Source organism: Cytophagia bacterium CHB2, from assembly GCA_030263535.1.
Taxonomy (GTDB): domain Bacteria; phylum Zhuqueibacterota; class Zhuqueibacteria; order Zhuqueibacterales; family Zhuqueibacteraceae; genus Coneutiohabitans.
Genome location: SZPB01000098.1, coordinates 1 through 19,084 on the forward strand (window position 1 = coordinate 1; position 19,084 = coordinate 19,084).

Annotated in this window: 17 protein-coding genes; 6 read left to right on the forward strand and 11 right to left on the reverse strand. The window is 53.7% G+C overall.

The window, feature by feature from the left end:
- Positions 1-152: 152 nt before the first annotated feature.
- Together FBQ85_11555 and FBQ85_11560 are read right to left on the reverse strand one after the other, a co-directional pair.
- A complete protein-coding gene (locus FBQ85_11555) occupies positions 153-1,562 on the reverse strand; it encodes a GWxTD domain-containing protein (protein MDL1875788.1) in 1,410 nt (469 codons plus the stop codon).
- A gap of 58 nt (positions 1,563-1,620) precedes the next feature.
- Positions 1,621-2,622: a hypothetical protein gene (locus FBQ85_11560; GenBank protein ID MDL1875789.1), complete on the reverse strand. Its 1,002-nt coding sequence runs from the start codon at positions 2,620-2,622 to the stop codon at positions 1,621-1,623.
- Positions 2,623-2,727: 105 nt separating this feature from the next.
- Here FBQ85_11560 and FBQ85_11565 point away from each other — a divergent pair, with 105 nt between their 5' ends.
- On the forward strand, positions 2,728-2,916 hold the full coding sequence (locus FBQ85_11565; GenBank protein ID MDL1875790.1) for a hypothetical protein: 189 nt from the start codon (positions 2,728-2,730) through the stop codon (positions 2,914-2,916).
- Between the two features lie 127 nt (positions 2,917-3,043).
- Here FBQ85_11565 and thyX read toward each other — a convergent pair whose 3' ends face one another.
- The 4 genes from thyX to FBQ85_11585 form a co-directional block, all read right to left on the reverse strand.
- Complete coding sequence (gene thyX, locus FBQ85_11570) at positions 3,044-3,961, reverse strand: FAD-dependent thymidylate synthase (protein MDL1875791.1); 918 nt, start codon at positions 3,959-3,961, stop codon at positions 3,044-3,046.
- Positions 3,958-5,394 carry a peptidase M48 gene (locus tag FBQ85_11575; GenBank protein ID MDL1875792.1) on the reverse strand — a complete coding sequence of 479 codons (1,437 nt, stop codon included), beginning with the start codon at positions 5,392-5,394 and terminating at the stop codon, positions 3,958-3,960. Before FBQ85_11575 ends, thyX begins: the two co-directional genes overlap by 4 nt.
- 167 nt (positions 5,395-5,561) lie before the next feature.
- A complete protein-coding gene (locus FBQ85_11580) occupies positions 5,562-6,485 on the reverse strand; it encodes a hypothetical protein (GenBank protein ID MDL1875793.1) in 924 nt (307 codons plus the stop codon).
- Positions 6,486-6,506: 21 nt separating this feature from the next.
- The gene (locus FBQ85_11585; protein ID MDL1875794.1) at positions 6,507-9,002 is read right to left on the reverse strand and encodes a T9SS type A sorting domain-containing protein; all 2,496 of its coding nucleotides are present in this window, start codon (positions 9,000-9,002) and stop codon (positions 6,507-6,509) included.
- A gap of 576 nt (positions 9,003-9,578) precedes the next feature.
- On the opposite strand from FBQ85_11585, the gene FBQ85_11590 reads away from it, so the two are divergent.
- The 3 genes from FBQ85_11590 to FBQ85_11600 all read left to right on the forward strand — a co-directional run bounded on the left by FBQ85_11590 (position 9,579) and on the right by FBQ85_11600 (position 11,517).
- The gene (locus FBQ85_11590; protein MDL1875795.1) at positions 9,579-10,424 is read left to right on the forward strand and encodes a sulfurtransferase; all 846 of its coding nucleotides are present in this window, start codon (positions 9,579-9,581) and stop codon (positions 10,422-10,424) included.
- The gene (locus FBQ85_11595) at positions 10,421-10,639 is read left to right on the forward strand and encodes a hypothetical protein (protein MDL1875796.1); all 219 of its coding nucleotides are present in this window, start codon (positions 10,421-10,423) and stop codon (positions 10,637-10,639) included. The genes FBQ85_11590 and FBQ85_11595 overlap by 4 nt, the downstream gene beginning before the upstream one ends.
- A 371-nt stretch (positions 10,640-11,010) precedes the next feature.
- Positions 11,011-11,517, forward strand: coding sequence for a PTS sugar transporter subunit IIA (locus tag FBQ85_11600; protein MDL1875797.1), 507 nt, complete (start codon positions 11,011-11,013; stop codon positions 11,515-11,517).
- A 422-nt stretch (positions 11,518-11,939) separates the two neighbouring features.
- Here FBQ85_11600 and FBQ85_11605 read toward each other — a convergent pair whose 3' ends face one another.
- From FBQ85_11605 to FBQ85_11625, 5 genes are all read right to left on the reverse strand, one after another.
- Entirely contained in the window at positions 11,940-12,155 is a 216-nt protein-coding gene (locus FBQ85_11605) for a hypothetical protein (protein ID MDL1875798.1), read from the reverse strand.
- Between the two features lie 69 nt (positions 12,156-12,224).
- Complete coding sequence (locus FBQ85_11610; GenBank protein MDL1875799.1) at positions 12,225-12,953, reverse strand: carbon-nitrogen hydrolase family protein; 729 nt, start codon at positions 12,951-12,953, stop codon at positions 12,225-12,227.
- Positions 12,954-13,148: 195 nt separating this feature from the next.
- A complete protein-coding gene (locus tag FBQ85_11615) occupies positions 13,149-14,150 on the reverse strand; it encodes a hypothetical protein (protein ID MDL1875800.1) in 1,002 nt (333 codons plus the stop codon).
- Between the two features lie 101 nt (positions 14,151-14,251).
- Positions 14,252-14,572 (reverse strand): hypothetical protein, encoded by a 321-nt coding sequence (locus FBQ85_11620; GenBank protein ID MDL1875801.1) that lies wholly within the window; start codon positions 14,570-14,572, stop codon positions 14,252-14,254.
- A gap of 36 nt (positions 14,573-14,608) precedes the next feature.
- Positions 14,609-15,871 carry a transporter gene (locus FBQ85_11625; GenBank protein MDL1875802.1) on the reverse strand — a complete coding sequence of 421 codons (1,263 nt, stop codon included), beginning with the start codon at positions 15,869-15,871 and terminating at the stop codon, positions 14,609-14,611.
- Positions 15,872-16,292: 421 nt separating this feature from the next.
- Between FBQ85_11625 and FBQ85_11630 the strand changes: the two genes are divergently transcribed.
- Together FBQ85_11630 and FBQ85_11635 are read left to right on the forward strand one after the other, a co-directional pair.
- Positions 16,293-18,428, forward strand: a complete 2,136-nt coding sequence (locus FBQ85_11630) for a DUF3536 domain-containing protein (GenBank protein ID MDL1875803.1) — start codon at positions 16,293-16,295, stop codon at positions 18,426-18,428.
- A gap of 90 nt (positions 18,429-18,518) precedes the next feature.
- Entirely contained in the window at positions 18,519-18,845 is a 327-nt protein-coding gene (locus tag FBQ85_11635) for a hypothetical protein (GenBank protein MDL1875804.1), read from the forward strand.
- The last annotated feature ends 239 nt before the right edge of the window (positions 18,846-19,084 follow it).

The window sequence follows — 19,084 nt, forward strand, 5'->3', positions numbered from 1 at the left end:
TGTGGGGCGCTGCAGGAAGATTGAAATTATATGCGTTAGCAACGGCCCACAAGGGTCGGGATTACGAACGCAATGTTAAGTGAACGGCATTGCCGTTAAAGCTTCTTATTGCACAATGAGCCAGCGGCTAGTTTAAGAACAGCCGAACTCCTCTATCGTCCCGGATTGATCCAGCGTTGCCAGTCGCCATCTGAAAGTTCGCCGCGCGCCGAGGAGTGCACCAGACGGTACTCACCCCAATTGCTGACATCCACAAAGATGAATTCCACCCCGCCTTGAATTTCGAAATAGCGCCAGATTTGATAGGGCCGGTTTTCACTGCTGCTGGGATAACGCTCCACTTCATCAGGCTGGCTGTACACGAGCAGCACGCGGCCCATATCGGTTTGCCAGCCTTTGCGCAGCCCGGAAAAGCTCTCATTGGCGAATTGTACGCGCTTCAAATAATCGTCGCGAAACTCATTGCGCGGCGTGTCAGGAGATTGGTCGCGAACCTGCCAAAATTTGACCAGGAACTCACGCTTGCCGGGCGCATCCAGCGCGGAGAAAATTTTTTCATCTTCATTCGCCGCAAGATAGCGCATGGTTTTGAATTCCTCATTCAGTTCTTCTTCGGTACGCTCACGGTAGAGTCCGAGCAAAAAATCGTACCCGGCTTCCTGTGAGGCCGCTCGCGAAGCAAGCCTGGTCTCTTCGCGATACACATAGAATTTGTACCGGCTCGAGGCCTGTTGTTGCGACGCGTGATCCGTGACATTGATCTCCAGAAAATACGAACCGGCCGGCAGCGCCATGACGTTGAACCCGCCGACCTCCACCAACTGTCTGCCGCTCACATGACGCTTGCGCACGGGTAACGTCTTGACTTCCTTGTTTTGGCCGTCTAAAATGCGATAGGCGACGGAATAGCTGCTGTCGCTGGGATACGACAGATTGTAAATCTCCGCATACGTGAACAGCATGGGCAAATTGGCGCCGTACATGCGGCTGGGGTTCGGAATCACCAGGTGATTGTTTTTGTAAAAACGCGAAACCGTGGTATCGCGTGCGATGCGCGACGCGATTTCAAGATCGCTCAAGACGAGCCGGTCTTTGGCAAACGGCGCAATGTTCACCTGAAACGAGCGTACGCCGAAATGTTTGGTGCGCGGGTCGGTTACACGGACATTGACGTCGTAGGTGTTCACCGGCACTTGAAAATTTGCCTGGGTACAGAGAATTTGCGTCGGCTTTATTTCGGCGGAATCTGCCGCCACGGTGTGCTCGACCCATTTATGATCAACCACATCGCTGTCAGCAATGGCGATGATCACTTGTGATTCAAAGGACGCAAGCAAATCTTCGCCTTCGGCCACGAATTGCAACCGGCTGCGCGGTACGGAGATGTATATTTCGAGTTGGGCGACATTATCATTGATGCGAAATCGCGCATAGTCCACTTCAAAGTGGAGGAGGGAATCCGGCGGCCCGGCAAACAACGGCGAAAAAGCCAACATCGCGACGCCGAAAAGCGTGCATAATTTTGCCACGGCGTCTTTGCATACGGTAAGAAGGTGTTGCATGACTTGATTCAGCTCGAGCTAGAGATTTCAGGCACTCACGAAATCCAGAATTAGCCACTTAGCTTCCTGCAAGCGATGTCCTTAACATCTCCAAATAATTTATCCCCTCGGCAAAATCGGAGAGAAACGGAGGCGCGGCCTCGCGCATCACGTGCAAACCGAGTTCGTCAAAAAACCTGTTCACGAAATTCGAGGCGACATCGTCCGGGCGCGAGAGATAATCTGCCGCATAAGCCGAGAAATTGCGCCACAAGGCCTGGCGATCCTTGCCGAACAGGGCGAGCGATTCGTCAAAGACCAGGCCGGCCAGCGCGAACGGCGACACCGGCCAGATGCGACCATCCGGCATATGCGCAAACAAACTCGAATCGCGCCATTCAAACACGGGCGAGGAAAACGACGAAATTTCCGGCAACAACAACATGATCTCCGGATGCAGATGCATCCAACTGCCAAAACGCACGAGAATGCGCGCCTCCCACAAGCGCCGCAATGCGCGATTTTCCACGCGCGAGGCTTGAAAATCATCAGGCAGCCGGGCTGTGGGCCAGTACAATGTCAAACGCAGGCGATGTGTTTCTTCACGCCCGCCGAGAAACAGACCCAGCAGAAGCTGCACCGGCCATTCCGCCTGGCGCGCGCCGTACCACAAAATGAGACGATCATCATGCAACGTGCGTTGAAACAAAAAATCATCTGCAAAGAAGCGGCTTGTCGTTAAAGCCGGCTTGCCGGCCCGCACCACGCGCCGCCAAAGCCAAAGCCGCAGCTTTTCCCGCGCCGGGTCGTTTTCATAGCGCGCATCAAGCTCCGCCAGTAGCGCTTCGAATTCGGGGTAATCTTCCGCAAACTGATCCTGCAACATTTCCCAAACGCGCACGGCTGCGCTTTTCCAATGATGCGGAGGCATGCGATAAATCCGCGCGAGCCGGGCAAACACCGCTTCTACTTGGCCGTGCCGGACGGTTTCGTTGATCTCCTCGCAGGCGCGATGCGAACGCGCCCACACCGCCAACTCGTTCTCGCGCCAGATCTTTTTGAGCAGCTCGTCCTGCTTCATGGCATCCCGCGGGGCGACCCCGATTTAAAAACGTGTACAAATCACTCCATGAATTGGCAAGCAGAGTAACAAATTCCGCGCTTATTTGCAAGAATAAACACGGGAATGGCATTGCGAGTCAAGGAGTTGATGCGGGTTTTGACTGATGAAAGTTGGTTTTTTTCTTTACTCGTGCATCGCCTCGTACAAACCGGATGGCAGGCAATTTTGGTGTACAATCACACGCCATATGGCCGCGGGACTGTTGGAGATTTCTGCGAAGAAATCGATGATGCCATCTCATCTCATTTTTAAAATTCGCCATTTGTTGCGGCGCAATGCCAGCCTCCCAAGCCGGAAATCTGCTGGCGCGCAATAAAAAATCCCGCAGAAAGAAATCGTTCTGCGGGATTTGATCTCGCGAGCAAAGCTCTTCAACGGCTCACACTTTCCGGTTTTCCGTGGTTACGCAGAATGTGCCGTCCGGCAATTCCACCAGAGTATAATCCCCAAACAAGATCGGTTCGAGGGCGCGCAGGCACAAAAACACGCGCACGGCCAGGCCGCGAATTTCCACTTCGGAATGATCGCTGGCGCGCATTTCGATAAAATGACGCCACGCGCGCACGTTGCCGGTGACGACAATGATGGTCTCCGTTTCATTGGGCAACACGGCGCGCGCCGATTGATTGACTTTTTTGCGCAAATCTGTTGCCGCTTCTGCGCTGAGAATCGCTGTGCCGGAGCGCTGTTCTTCCAATAATTTTTCGGCCAGCGCATGATACTCGGCGTGGCCGCGATCGATGCGCTGCAAAAATTTTTCATGCAGCTCTGCCCCGTCTTGAAACTCCGGGCGCTCGACAAAACGCAGGACACGGCCCGTTACGTAGCGTTGCGACAATTGCGAATAGCCGAAGCCCGCACGGTGCCGAATCAATTCGTGCGTCAAGCTGCGCGAAATGCCATAAAGCAAAAATGAATAATTCGCATGCTCCAGAACCGAACCGTGGCCGCTCGCCATGATGTTCTGGAAATAACGGGCGGCATTGTCGTTCATCGTGCGTTTCGGGCCGAAGCTGGCATAACACGTTTGGCCGGCGACTTTGCACAATTGCGCGCCCGGCGTCAGCGCGGTCGGATCTGCGAGATATTGATCGAACTGCAATGCCGCATCAAAACCCGCGAGAAAATTCTGCAATCCCGCCAAATCGACGTGAGGCTTCGCAATCAACGCTAGGCCCGGCTGCGTTAAAAACGGTGTGCCGGCGGGGGACTTGTACACCGGTGCAGGCATAGCCGTCAGAGCATTTTGCCATGTTCCGCCCCATTTTTCAAAAAGTTGTTCCGGCGTCATGTTCATCTCACTACTTTAATGTAATCGCCGCGTTTCACTTGATCGGTGAGATTCATGCCGTTGAGAATCGCGAGTTCCTTCAGCATTTTTTCTTCCATGCGCAAGCCGCGCAACACCGTGGCCAGATCGCCGGCGCGTTCCGAGCGCTCGATGCGCACGCGCAACGGCTGCTTTTGCAATGCCGCCTGATTGCGCAGTTGATCGAAGCCGGTCATCACATTTTTGAAGGTGTTGGCGTGATTGCGAAACAGCGCCACGGTGGTATAACCGTGAAATACATAAATTAGGTTTTCTTTTTGGATGAAATACGACAATACCTGCAATGCGCCGCTTTGCGACTGAACTTGCGACTCCACTTCGTGCGCCGTCATGCCGTGTACGCGGGTGGCCTGCTCGCGCACTACCTGGGCTTGCGCGCCTTGCACGAAATTACTCGCCGCTTGTTTGGGATTATCGCCCTTGCCAAGGCTGAATTCGATCATGGCATTCTTTTCCGCATTCATCATCTGCACCGAGCTGGGTGAATTCACCACTGTCCAACCCGACGGCGTGGGAAATTGAAAGCGCAATTCAGGATGATAGAACACGTTGTTTTCCACAAAGCCCTGGCGCGGGTCCTCGCCATAGACGATGCCGTCGATCAGCCGCAAATAATCTTTGCGATCCAGTTTCTTGGGCGTGTAGGGGATCTTTGTTTGCCATTCCTCGGCAAGCTGATGCACCTTGACTTCGCGGTCGCCGGGATCCGGGTGAGTCGATAAAAAATTCGGAATGCTTTGTCCGCTCTCGCCGCTGAGCCGGCCGATGGTGCGAAAGAAGCCTGCCATTTCACGCGCATCATAACCCAACTTGGTGGAATATTCCACGCCCAGGCGATCCGACTCGGATTCCTGGTTGCGGCCAAATTTTAGAAACAGCAGGCTCAGGCCGACTTGCGCGGCGCCGCTAATCTGGCGAAATTCCTCGGACAAAACCGAGCCCAGGCCCAGGCCCAGCTGCGCGAGCTGCCCTTTGGATTGCTGTTCTGCGCCATGACGCGCGGTGATGTGCCCAATTTCATGCCCCATCACGCCCGCCAATTCCGCCTCCGAGTTGAAATGCGCCAGAATGCCACGCGTAAAATAAACGTAACCGCCCGGCAAGGCAAAGGCGTTGACAATCGGACTGTCGACCACGCGAAACGTGTACTTGATGTTGGGCCGGTGCGAGACACGCGCAATGTTTTGGCCGATGCCGTCGATATACGCCGCCAATTGCTGGTCATCGTACACGCCGTATTCGGCGACGATTTGCGGATCCGCTTCCTGGCCCAGCGCGATCTCGCTTGATTCGCTCATGAGATTGAAGGTGGATTTGCCGGTCACGTAATCTTTCGTGCAGGAATAAAACGAAAGCGCCGACACGGCCATGAGCAACAACAAAAACGTTTTGCGATACATTCTAATCCTCCACTGGAATAAAATCGACATGCTCAGGAACGCCATTTAAATAACTTACTCATTTGGGGAACCGCCAATAAACGCGAATATTCGCTAATCTTAAAATTCGCGTTTATTGGCGTGCATTCGCGGTTTGAGGTTTGGGCAAGTTATTTAATCGACAATCCTCAGGGTGTTGCAACTGGCATCATCCAAATGACGCCATCTGTTCTATCGTCAAACACCAACCGCTTGCCGTCTGGCGCCCACGAGCTGTTCATTTCCAAACGGCCGGCAGAGTTGGTGAGATTCAATCTATTCGTGCCATCGTGATTCATGAGGTAAATATCCGCATGCAAAATGCGATGGCCATCATCTTCTGCTTGCATGAAAGCAATGTATTGGCCCTCGGGCGACCAATGCGGGCGCTCGCCGCGGCCGAGAGGGCGAATATCGCTGCCATCCAGAGCGCAACTGAAAAGTTGACTGCCCATCTCTTCGAATACAATGCGGTCGCCACGCGGCGAAAGCTCGGCGTTGATAATTTGGCCCGAGGGGCGCAGCGGAATTTTCGTGGTCTCGCCCGCCGCCGTCGTGAGAGACAAACCGTTTTGCGTCATGAAGACCAAGGCGCGATTGCTGAACATGCGCAATGTCCGATCATTGGTCTGCGCGGCCTTGAAGATGGCGGGCTTGTCGTCAAGGAACAGCGCGACGCGTTCATTGTCCAGCCATTGGGGCAAGCTTGGCATTTGTTTGCGCGGCTCTGAAATCGCTTTGGAGGTTTTGGTTATGGTATCGTAAATCTTCACGACATGCCAGCGCCGGCGGTTTTGTATCTGCGCGGCCCGGCCCACTAAAAATTTGCCGTCATTCGACCAGCACATCTTGTAGCCAACCGCAAGATCGTCTGTCAGTTGGTGTAATTCCGAGCCGTCGGGCTTGATCAGCCAAATGCCGTCATATTTGGAAGTGGTCAGCGCAATCCACTCGCCGGTTGGTGACCAAACCGGCTGTAGAAACGGCGTGGAACCATCTGTCAAGCGCACCGGCGTCTGCGCCAAAATGCTTGTCAGATTTACGAAGAAATAAAAGAGAAAAAGTTTTTTCATGATAGCCTTATCTCCTACACCCTAGCGCATGAGCAACAATTTGCGCACGGCGATGAAATCACCGGCAATCATTTTGACGAAATAAACGCCGGAGGCAACGCTTGCGCCATATGTGTTGCGGCCATCCCATTGCACGCGATGCTCGCCCGGCGGACGCCAGCCCTCGACCAACAACCGCACGCGCTGGCCCAGGGGATCATAAACGGCAATCTCTACCGCAGCAGCCGAGGGCATGAAATACGGAATTTCCGTAACCGGATTAAAGGGATTGGGAAAATTTTGCGCGAGAGTGAATTGCATTGGCGTTTGCAGCGGGGGCTCCGTCACCGCCACGCTGCGCGGATGGCCGTGCAACAAATCTTCAAATAAAATTTCACCGCGCAGGCGCTTGGAGTTGGAAACGGAGATGCTTTCCCAAACCAGCGGAGTCACGTTTTTTGCTGCCACGTCGCGGCTGCCCTCAACGAGGCTGTCGCGCGCCGTCTCGAGGCGCACGCTGCGCCAGCCGGTCCAATCCAGCGTTTTCTCGAAATGATAAATCACGCCGTCATTGCCGCGCAGATGCCAACGCAAAATGTTTTCACTGCCGTCTCCGAATACGAACAAAGCCGCAACTTCATTGTTGTTCAAGCGCAGGGGCGAGGTCAAATCCATGAATACTGCGCCGACGGAGGACTCACGAAAAACATAGCGCAACCGGCCGGCGGTGGAGTCGCTCACTGCAGCTTCCGGCGTCAATGCAAATGAAGTCGAATCCGCGACGACGCCAGCCGTCTGTGCATGCGAGAGCGGGTCGCTAAATGGTTGATCGGCGCTCGCAAACGTGCTGAGAATATCCAGGGCCTCGGGCGCAACCGCGGTCTTGAAGCGCCACTCCAGCGCCTGCGGCAAATTTGTACCGTTGAGATCACGGATACTGTTTGAAAGTTGTACCGTGAAGATACGATTGCCCAGCAGGGCTTCGGTTGGAACAAAGCTATACTTGAATAAACCATTTTCTAGAGAAGCAAAAATGCGCACTAGAACAAGATTATTGGCAAGAGCAAAGATTTTCACATCGGGTGGATCGAGAGTCGTTGGGGACATGGCGCGATTGAAACGCATTTCAATCACGTCGCGCACGAAGATCTCCGTTTGCTTGTTGCGCGGAAAAAAGTCAACCACCGCCGGCGTCTCAGCGTTCAGCGGCATGGTCGTAAAGCGCCAAGAGAATGTTCCGCCGCTTTGGCCGTCGCCGTCGCCATCCAGCCCGCGCCCGAATTGATCGCGGGCCGTGCTGTCAATGGTTACGGCGTAGGTGGTTGCGAAGGCATAGCGAAAATCCGGCGTGAAAACAAACTCTTTGGGATTGTTCGCCACGCTGCTCAACACGCCCGCAACCGGCGGATCGAGGTGAAACGCAGCTTGCACCGAAGCAAGCGTCATGTTGCGCGAGAACGATATGCGAATCGGCTCATACACATAAACGTCTTGTGCGCTGTCGCTGGGCGTAATTGCCTGCACCGCGGGCGGCGCTTGTGGAATTAGGCGCGCATCACCGTAACGAAACGCATGCGCTGCCATGTTCACTGTCGTTGAAAAGGATTGATATTCCGGCACATTTACCGTGATGGTGTAAGTGCCGGGCGCCAGGCCATCAAACGCATAGACGCCGTTGCGAAAGTTGTCTGTGGTGTAAGTCAGATTGCCGGGTTCGAGCGTCAATGAAACGCCGTTCAGCGGCATGCCGGTTTCGGCATCGCTGATGATTCCGCTGAGCGCGCCGGTGGGCATCAAGCCGGCGTCGAAATACTCAAAAAAACTCATGGCCAAGGCGCGCGCTTCCAGCCGCAAAAAATCCGGGTTGCGCATCTTCGCTTCTTCCGCAGGATGATCATGAAAGGTGGCTTCGGAAAGCTCGCCGGGCATTTGCAAGTCATTCAGCACACCCAGGCTGAAGCCGCCGTTGCAGCCGCCGTAAAACGTCCAATCCAGCCGGCTCACAAAAGAGGCGGTGCGATAGCCCTGCCAAAGCCTTTCCGCCATGATGCTGCTCATGATATCGGATTCTCCCGGCCATTCCGCCTGGCCCGTGCCCATGATGCTGCCGTTGGAACAGCGCCGCGCCGGATCGCGCCTTTCTTCAAGCAACATCAACGTGTAACGCGTCGAGGTATTGGTCGAGCCCAGCGCATTATGATGCACGGAATGAAACCAATCGACGCCGAAATTGTTGGCAATCTGCTCGCGCTGACTCAGGCTGATGTCCGAAGTATTGTTAAGGTGCGTGAGCAGAACCGTGTCGATGTTGGCGGCGACAAGATATTCTTTAAGAAAAGAGGCCACTTTGAAATTGATATCCGCTTCGCGCAATCCGGTGGGCCCGGCATTGACGTTGCCCGGGCCATGGCCGGGGTCGATGCAGATGCTTAGGCCGGCGAGATCTTGTGCGCCGGCGCACAGCGGTAATAAACTAAAACAGATGATGAGCCAACGGCGCATACCTAAAAACAGCATCTCGCCCTTTCGTATTTTCATCGTATTTGTTTCGATTTGCTGATGAGTCGCGGCTATTCCCAAAATGGTTGCAAGCAAAACTGCACAACGCTAAAAAAGCCATTTTCTCGGAGAATATCAAGCGTGAAAAGCGTGGCGAGAAAATTCGTGCCGGCGTTCGAAAAGAATTGCTCTGCACAAAGGTTTTCAAACAAGTTGAAAAGCGCGGCGCTTCCAGCAGTCTGGTAAACTTCGTTCACAAAAGTGGAAATTTGGTGTTCTTTAGAATTGGGTGTTAGATTACCCAGGGCGCCCGGGGCTGAGTTGTACAACGCCTTCGGCGTATGATTTATCACAGTATGTTATGGGCGCGCAATTACCCACACTAATCAGCACAGAACCAAAAGCTTTTTTTGTGGGATTGCAACCTTGTGCGCAAAAACGTTCAGAATTTTATTCGAACGTTGAGAAATTGATCGTCTGGCTCAGAAGAGTATCCACTCGCAAATTTTGAGGTTGAGTTTTATCCTTTTTTGAGTTAGACTCAGGTGTTTTCTGCCCGCAGCCAATTGTCTTGTGAACTCATGCTCTCATTCACCATAAATTTAAGGAGTGTCTATGGCAGATTATGCAAATCCCGGGGTGCTGGTTTCGACCGACTGGGTCGAGCAGCACAAAAGCGATCCCAATCTCGCGATCGTGGAAGTCGATGTTGATACCGCCGCCTACAGCGAAGGCCATGTTCCCGGTGCGCTCGGCTGGAACTGGCAAACGCAATTGTGTGATACGCTGCGCCGCGACATCATCAGCCAGTCAGACTTGGAAAAATTGCTGGGGGAAAGCGGCATCGGCAATAATACAACCGTCGTGCTGTATGGCGACAACAACAATTGGTTTGCAGCGTGGGCGTTTTGGCAATTGAAGATGTACGGCCACCAAGATGTGCGCATCATGAACGGCGGCCGCAAAAAATGGCTTGCCGAAGGCCGGCCGCTGGCAAAGGATGTTCCCACACCGAAAGCGGCGAGCTACAAGGCGAGCAGCCCCAACCTCGCCTATCGCGCCTTTCTCAACCAAGCGCAAAGCGCCTTGACTGCGCCCGGTTTTGCGATGGTCGACGTGCGCTCGCCCGACGAATTCTCCGGCAAGATTCTCTCGCCGCCGGGATTGCCCGAAACCTGCCAGCGCGGCGGCCACATCCCCGGCGCGAAGAATATTCCGTGGGGACAGGCCTGCAACGACGATGGCATGTTTAAGAGCTTCGACGAGCTGCAAGCGCTTTATGGCGGCAAGGGCATCACACCGGACAAGAACGTGATTGCGTATTGCCGTATCGGCGAGCGTTCGAGTCACACCTGGTTCGTGCTCAAGTATTTGCTCGGCTTTCCCCATGTGTCGAATTATGACGGCTCGTGGACAGAGTGGGGCAATCTCGTGGGCGCGCCGGTGGAAAGAGGGGCGTGAATATGACATCGGAAAACTATCTCTCGCAAACGCGCGAGCTTGCGGGTGTGCCGGTCAACGTCACTTCTTATAAAATTGGCGACCGCTTTTACTGCCATGTGTCGAGTGTTGATCCGGGTGCGACCATTGCGCGTGTCGAGGCCGCCTCTTCTGCTGCGGCGGAGACGCTCGCTCTCGGCAAAGCGGCGGCGCGTTTAAGCGGTAAACGAGGGTAATTCATTTTGCCTTTTGTGAACGCGCAATAGCCCAAAAGTTATTCAGTAAACCATTAAGGGCAAGACGAGGCCATCGTTTTGCCCTTAATCATTTTGGCGAATTCAAGATCAATTGGCACAGCAAAATTCCCCGAACGCGCGTTTTTGTCCCGTTTTCCAAGCTCTGCGACATTGCTTCAAGTTGAAACACTTATACACGCAAATTAGGAAAATCTGGCGAGTGCTAAATCAATGTTTCACCTGAAACAATCTCATAACAACATTGTCACAGAATATGTGGCATAAACATTGCCTGTTGCAGGTCGGGTTTAAGCGAATCTGCACCCCGACAAGGAAGAACAACAGACACTTAAGGACTAAGGAATTTTCTCATGAATGGACTCCCGAGACTTCCGATGCGGTTATCCGAATATCTCACCGAAAGCTTGATCCTGCTGGATCTGAATACGGAAAACAAAAACGAAGCCTTTCAAACGATGGTTTCGACGCTGGCGCACCACAACGTCATCAGCGAGCCGCACACGTTTTTGGACGAAGTGATCGCGCGAGAAGAAATCGAGCCGACGTGCATTGGCCACGGCGTGGCCTTGCCGCACGCGCGCACGCTGTGCGTCGATCGTCCGGTCATCGTGTTTGCGCGCGCGAAATCCGGCATTCCCTTCACGCCCACGCCCACGGACCGCGTTAACTTGATCTTCATGCTGGGCACGCCGAAAAACGCGCCCAATCTTTATTTGCAACTGCTCTCCCAGCTCTGCCGGCTGCTGCACAACAGCGCCTTCCGCGAGCAACTTCTGTCAGCCAGCTCGACGCGTGAAATCGTTCAGCTTTTCAAGCAAGAACCGGACAACGCGACGCCCTGTATGGCCATGGCATAAAGCCGATTGCCCTCAACACATTTTTAAGTTCCCCCGAAAGATGCGAAACACCTCAAAACTCTCGCCGAGAGTTTTGAGGTGTTTCGCATCTTTTTTGAGTTCCATTGCGTTGCTGTCGCTCGCGATACAAACGAGTCAGTTAACATCTACCCTGATTTGCAGGCAAGCTGCAAATCAAAACTTCTGCGAAGCAGCAAATACCTGTTCGGCGAAACGCGGTGACCATCGGCGATAAAGTTTTTCACCGAAATGCGCCGAAGTCGCCGAGCATCGCCGAAAAAACTCTGGCAGGATGATTTATCGGCAGAATTATTTTGAATCGTTCTGCCGGCAAATCATTCTGCCATAAACTTTCAGAATTTTATTCTAACTTTGAGCGCCTTGTGGCATTTGCAAGCGCCTTAATTCACCGACAACTTTGATCAATAGTTTCTGTTGTGACATAACTCGAGACGCTTTAGAAATAATTTATGAAACTCTTCTTCTGACAAATCCGGGAAACGCTGTCGCAGGCCTTGCCGAAACAGTTCTTTTGAAAGTTCTGACAATTCAATCGCCTTGTTCAAGCGCTGTTCCGGCGACATGCGCCGCAAAATTTCGATATAAATGTGATGATGGGGACGCGGTTTGAGATTCATGGCCAGATTCTTGTCATTTGCTCCGAATCGTGCTCTGTAGCCGTATGACATCCGAGCGTGAGCAATTTTTTATATCGTCTTTGCAATGATTTCTTGCGTGTCCGTGTCGAGCATGAGTATTCCCTCACTCGCGCCGTTCAATTGCCCCAGCAGCATGCCGTGGTTGTTCCAAATCGCCGATCGCCCCGCGCTTTCAAATCCGCTGCTCGGCCCGATACAGTTTGACATCAACGCCGTCATGCTGTATTTGCGCGCAATCCCGGACAAGCTTGCGACGGCTTTGTCAATGCCCTCTGCCGATTTCGCCACACTTGCCAGGTAAATTTCGGCGCCGTTTCTAAACGCATTCTCCGCATGCTCGGGCACGGATAATTCATAACAAATTGCCAGCGCGATTTTGGTGTTGTTGCCGATTACGACGCTCGTGTTTTGCCCGCTCACAAAAAATTCTTCTTCATCAGCGTGTAGATATTTTTTGGAATACGTTTGCCGCGCTTGGCCCGGCTGAAAAATAAGCATGCTGATGCAAATCCCTCTCTCATTTTTTGTCGGGACTCCGATTCCAATCGTTATTTGCCGGGCGCCGGCCATCATTTGGAAATCGTCAAACCGGCGATCGCCGGGAGTCGTCGCTAAATCTTTTGCCAATTCGGGTTCATAGCCCGTTATCGACAATTCCGGAAAGATAATTGTGTCAGCGCCATGCGTAACAGCCAGATCAATCAGTTTTTTGTGATTGTCAATGTTGCTTTGCATGTCGCCTTTGATCGGCCTTGTTTGCGCAACGCAGATTTTCATGTTTATTGATCATTTTTGATTACCGCACCCTGAGCTTGTCGAAGGGTGCTGGCTGGCTTCGACAGGCTCAGCCAGCGACAAGCACAGCCACTGACAAGCTCAGCCACTGACAAGCTCAGCCAGCGACAAGCACAGCCACTGACAAGCTCAGCCAGCGGCAGATTCAGCATGTGACAGGCTCAGCCAGCGACAAGCTCAGAAATCATCTTCTGCCATTTTGTTTTCCCCCTGCAACAGCGCGAACAGTTTTTCCCAAAGCCCCTTGCGCTCTGCCTCATTCATGGTTTTGAGAATGGTCGTTACTTCTTCCGAGGTATTGGCGCGGAAGGAAATAGTGAGATCATCACCTTCAAAGTCTTTTGGCGGCCGGATGTCCAGGCGTTTGCCGCCGGCCAGGGTTTTTGCCAGCTCTTCAAAGCGTTCTTCCAGGCTGCTCAGTTGCGGATAGCGCTCGCGGTAGAGCAGCGTGCGCAGTTGATGTGTGCGCTGCCGCGGCGTCCAATTATCGTGCAGAAAAATTTCTTTGACTTCGGGCCGCTCGAACACGTCGATCACGCGCGTGCCGTAGCGCGCCGCCAGTCCGGCAGCATTGTCGATGATATCGCGCGCTTCCCGCACGGAAACGCGGTGCGCGCCGAACAAGCGCTCGGCAGCAGCGCGGCGATCTTCGGGCGGCAGCGGCCGCAGCAGATCCGCATGTTGCGGGGTGAGCCGGCCTTCGGCAATGTCTTGCTGCTGAGGTTCGGGAAACTCTTTCAGAAAAAGATAGCTCTCAACTGCGGCGGCGGTGGCCGGCAAGCCGAGCAGCGGGCAAATTTCGTTTTGCAGGCGCTCGACGTCGCCCTGCCACAATTCTGCAAAGCGCTGCAGCACACGCGATTTCTCCAGCGCGTTGAGCGCGCGGCTGCCGGCTTTCTCGTGCAAGCTCAGCCAGAGCAATTGTTCGCGGGATTGCGCCTGCTGTACGATCGCCGGAATTTCCTTCCACCCCAACTCCCGGCAGGCCAGCACGCGGCGAATGCCGATGATGAGGCGATATTTCTTTTTCTCCGCCGCCACCACAATGGGCTGCTGCAAGCCGATGGCGGCAATGGATTCCTTCACCGGCCCGGGCGCAAACGGATACGTGAAAATAAACTCATCCCAGCCCTCGGAGCTGAGATCGATTTTTGCGAGGGGAATGTTTTCGATTTGCATAGTTCTCCGTCAATGGCACGGAGAAATTAAAAAAGTTGGGGAAAGATACAAGGGGAAGATGGGGATGCAGAGTGGATTGATGGAATGTTGGATTGTTGAGGTCAAGAAGGCGGGGCCATAAAGCGCTCAAAAGCAGAATAAAATTCTGAAAGTTTTAATGGCAAAACCATTTGGGGCAAAACGATTGAAGGGTTTTGCCTAAAACTTTTTCCCAGTGCCGCCCGAAGGGCTTCAATTTTCAGTGGTTTGGAAACTGGCAAAGTCTCTTTAGAGTGAAATCGTTGTTCTAATAGCAATAATTTTCTCCAGCGGATAGAAACAACCCAACTGATAAAGAGTTTTTTCATCTGCTGGGCTGTTTCTATCCGCTGTTGGCGAATTCCTTTGAATTGTGATTTATCCACGTTGCGAGCGGATCCCATGCAAAAACATCAATCATTTCTCCAACGCTTCAATATTTACGGCTTCTCGCCCGCCTCATCTTGTTTCTCTTGCTGATTCTCGTCTTTGGGCTGTTCTTTGCCGTTCTCATCGGCCGGTGGGTTTGCCGGCGCGTCAGCCGAGTCAGTATTGGTGTTGAGCAGCGTGCGCAGCCGCGCCAGCATGCTTTCCATGCGCTTGCGCTCGCTGCGAATGCGCTCCAATTCTTCCTCCGCGCCCGCGGTTTTTTGCTGCTCTTGTGTCAATTGCGCTTCCAGTTCGGGCTGGCGCGATACCATGCGGCCGTTGGAGCTCATGAACAGCGGGCGGCCATCGGGCGGCGGCGTTTGGTTGAGATTGATTTTCACCCCGAAGTTCACGCGCCACGCGGGATAATTGGGAATGTCGGCATGAACGCGCGATAATCCGCTGATGTAGCGCGTCAAATCTTTGCCCTGCGACAATCTGAAATCGAAGCCGACGTTGAACGCGGCCCAATATTTCGGGCGATAGCTTACGCCGGGCGAGAGATAGAAAAAATCCTCGCGCGCGTAGGCGGTGACCGGCGGGCGTTGCGTGAAAATGCGGCCAAACAACTCGAGCGTGAAATCAAACTGCGCCGTCGGAATCGCCAGGCCTGCACCCAGATGAAATTCCTGCGCCGGACTCAGCACCGCCACCGTGTCGATCGCCGCGCCCGTCAATAGTTTGCCGAGATCGTTGTGGTGCAAGTAGCCGAAGTTGACGTGAAAATTCGGCGCATTCTCCGGCAACAGCAAATCCGGACTGTACGAAGCTGCGGCCATCAACGCCACGGCATAACCGCCGCCGCTGTAAGGCTCGAATAGAATATTGTGATGCTCGGCCAGAGGAATGCGCACGCTGCCGCTCAAACCGAATTTCAGCGGGCTGACATTGCTGCCGAAAGAGCCCAGCTTGGCGCCCAAAAACAAATCGTCCGGTAAATTGCGCGGGCTGTCGCCGCGATGCGCATCTTGATAAAGAATTTGTGTCACGGCCCATTCCACATGCTTGCCGCTGGCAAAATGCAGCCCCAGCGCGGTCTGCACGTCCCAGAACGTGAAACTTGTCGGCGCCTGTCCGGGCTGCGGCACGACCACGGTTTGATAATAAGAAGAACCGAACCCGTGCAAAGTGAATTGCCCTTTGGGCAGAGTCCAGGCGGTTTGTAAGTGCGGCAAGCCGCGGCCGCCGGTCAAGCTGAACGTCTGGCTGTGAGCGTGCGGCGCCAGCATCACTGCGGTTGCCGCTATGGCCAAAATGATCGTATGTTTCTTCATGATCTTGAATCCATTCGTTTTGGTTTGGAAATCATGTGGATGGAGGTCAACGTTCTTGTCAACCCCGCCTGCACCATTGCAGGTTTGATTTGTTTCGTGAATTTAATTTTCGGGCGGCGACGGTTGCGCGCCGGAGTTGATCATGTTTCCTAAACTATACCGACATTGTGCGAAGTTGCAAGTGGAAGGCGAAGAAAATTATGCAAGCGGAACCGCTTCCACAAAGCGCTTGCGCTTTTCGGTGAAATTGAGTAATGTCCTTGCACTTTTTTAGCATGTGTTAAACCGTGCTTTTTCGTGCAGTAATCCTGTGATACAAGCATACTGTCTGCCGGACCGGCTGCCTGCTGCCGCAGAATAATAAAAATTCATCACATTAGAGTCCGGCCAGCCACGGAACCATCGTTCAACATCATTTTTCATGTCCCGACGCTACCTGACTATTCACGGCCATTTTTATCAGCCGCCGCGCGAAAATCCCTGGACCGAAGCCATCGATCGCCAGAATGGCGCACACCCGTTTCACGATTGGAACGAGCGCATCAATTTCGAATGTTACACGCCGAATGCGTATGCGCGCATTACGGACAATGACAACCGCATCACGACCATCGTCAATAACTTTGAATGGATCAGCTTCAATTTTGGACCGACGCTGTTGAGCTGGCTCGAAAAATTCGCGCCCAACACGTATCAACGCATTTTGCTTGCGGATCAAAACAGCCGGCAACGTTTCAACGGCCACGGCTCGGCCATTGCACAAGCCTACAATCACACGATTTTGCCGCTCAACAATGACGAGGATTTGATCACGCAAATTCGCTGGGGCTTGGCGGATTTTCGTTTTCGTTTTGGCCGCGAGCCGGAGTCCATGTGGCTGCCGGAAACCGCAGTGAACGACCGGGTCTTGCGCGCGCTTATCGATCACAAAATCAAGTATGTGATTCTCTCGCCGCACCAGGCGCGGCGCGTGCGGCCGCTCGCCGGCGGCGATTGGCAGGGCGTCGAGCACGGCGAAATCGACGTGACGCAAGCCTACCGCTGGCGGGATCGCAACGCCAAAGGCGAGCGCCTGCCCCGGCGCAGCATTGATATTTTCTTTTATCACGGCGATCTCGCGCGCGGCGTGGGTTTCGAGCATCTCGTGCGGGATGCCAAGCATTTTGCGCATCGCGTCGGCGGTTCGTTTCGCAACGACGGCGCGGAGAAGCCGCAGCTCATTTCCATTGCCACGGACGGGGAAACCTACGGCCATCATGAACATTTTGCTGAGCGCGGGCTGGCGTATTTGCTGCACAGTGAAGCGCCGCGGCGCGATATTCAAATCACCAATTATGGCGCGTTTCTCGCGCAATATCCGCCGCAAATGGAAGTGGAATTGAAGGAAGGGCCGAACGGCGAAGGCACGGCGTGGAGTTGCGCGCACGGCGTGGGGCGTTGGGCGCGTAACTGCGGCTGTCGCGGCGACGGCCCGGCGGAATGGACCCAGGAATGGCGCGCGCCGCTGCGCGAAGCATTGGATCAATTGCGCAATGAATTGCAGCAATTGGCGCTGGAATTGGGCGAGCCGTTGTTCAAGAACCTCACCGAAGCGCGCCACCGCTACATCGACGTGATTTTAAACCGCACGCCGGAGCAAGTCGAAGTGTTTTTGGCGGAACAGCAACGCAAGGCTTTGGATGCCCGGGAGAAAGTCGCGGCCATCAAGCTGATGGAGATGCAGCGCAATGCGCAATTGATGTACACGAGCTGCGGCTGGTTTTTTACCGAGCTTTCGGGCATCGAAACCGTGCAGGTGATTCAATATGCCGCGCGCGCGATTCAGCTTGCGGAAGCGCTCAGCCGCCGTCCCTTTGAAGAAAATTTTTTGAGAAATCTCAAGCGCGCCCCCAGCAATTTGAAAACCTATGGCGACGGCGAAGGCGTATTCAACAAGCTGGTCAAACCGGCGGTGGTGTCGTTCAATCGCGTCGTGAATACCTATGCCATGCGCGCCTTGTTTTTTGATGCGCCTGAGCGCGAGAAGCTTTATCATTATTCCCTGCAACGCGAAGAGCTGGAGAAGACGGAGCAGGCGCACACGACGCTGCTGACCGGCCTGGTGCGCGCGCAATCCGGCATTACCGGAGAAAGCAATTCCTATGGTTTTGCGCTGATCAAGCGCGACAGCGGCAGCGACAGTGTGCAATGTTTCATCCGGCTGGTGTCGGAGAGCTGGGCCTATGCCGCACATCGCGAGGAGTTGTTGCAACGTTTTAATTCAGCGCCGGGCGAAGTGATCGATTATTTGCAAAAGCATTGGTCGCCGCAGGGATTTGGCCTGCAACACATGTTTTTTGAAGAACGCCAGCAGGTGATCCGTTTGATGATGCAAGATCGCCTTGATGAAATCAGCGCGGCTTATCGCAAATTGTATGACGACAATCTCGAGTTGATCCGCAACATTCGCGATTTGGGCGCAACGATTCCGGAAGAGTTGAGCGCGCCGGTGCGCTACACGCTCAGTCAGGACATGCGCAGCGAAATCGAGAAATTGGGCGAAAGCACCGAAACCTAGGCTTACAAGCGCTGCCTGGACATCGCGCGCACCGCCCGCAAGCTCGGCCTGGAGCTGAACACGGAATGGGCTGCCAATCACTTGCAGGAAATGATTGAACACCGCTTGCAAGATTTGTATGAAAATTTCAACGCTGACGGCTGCCGGGAAATTCTCAGTTTGATCGATATCACGCAAAAGCTGAATCTGCGCCTGGCGCAAGATCATGCGCAAAATTTGATTTTTGTATTGTTGCAAGAACGCGTTTTGCCCCTAATTGAAGCGGTGGCCGCCAATCCGCAAAACAAATCCGACTATGCTTTGAGTTCGGATTTTTTGCAAATCGCCTACCATTTTGGCTTCAATATCAAAATCTATAAGGATCGTTTGAAAGAACTGGAGGACCGGCTTGCCGATGATCCCAGTATTTGGCCGTGATGTTTTCGACGATTGAAGATTGAGAGTTGCTGGTGAACTGTTACCTTAATCTGCAGAAGTACCTGCTCGAAATGTCATCCCGCCCGGCGTAATCTCGTGAAGTACTCGACATAATGCCTGCAACTTCACGAGTTCCCGGCGGGATGACATACCGTTTGGGGCATGCTTTTCAAGGTAACAGCACACGAGTTGAAGCTTTTGCTTGATCATTTTTGATGATCTGCAGTGCCTGACTAACC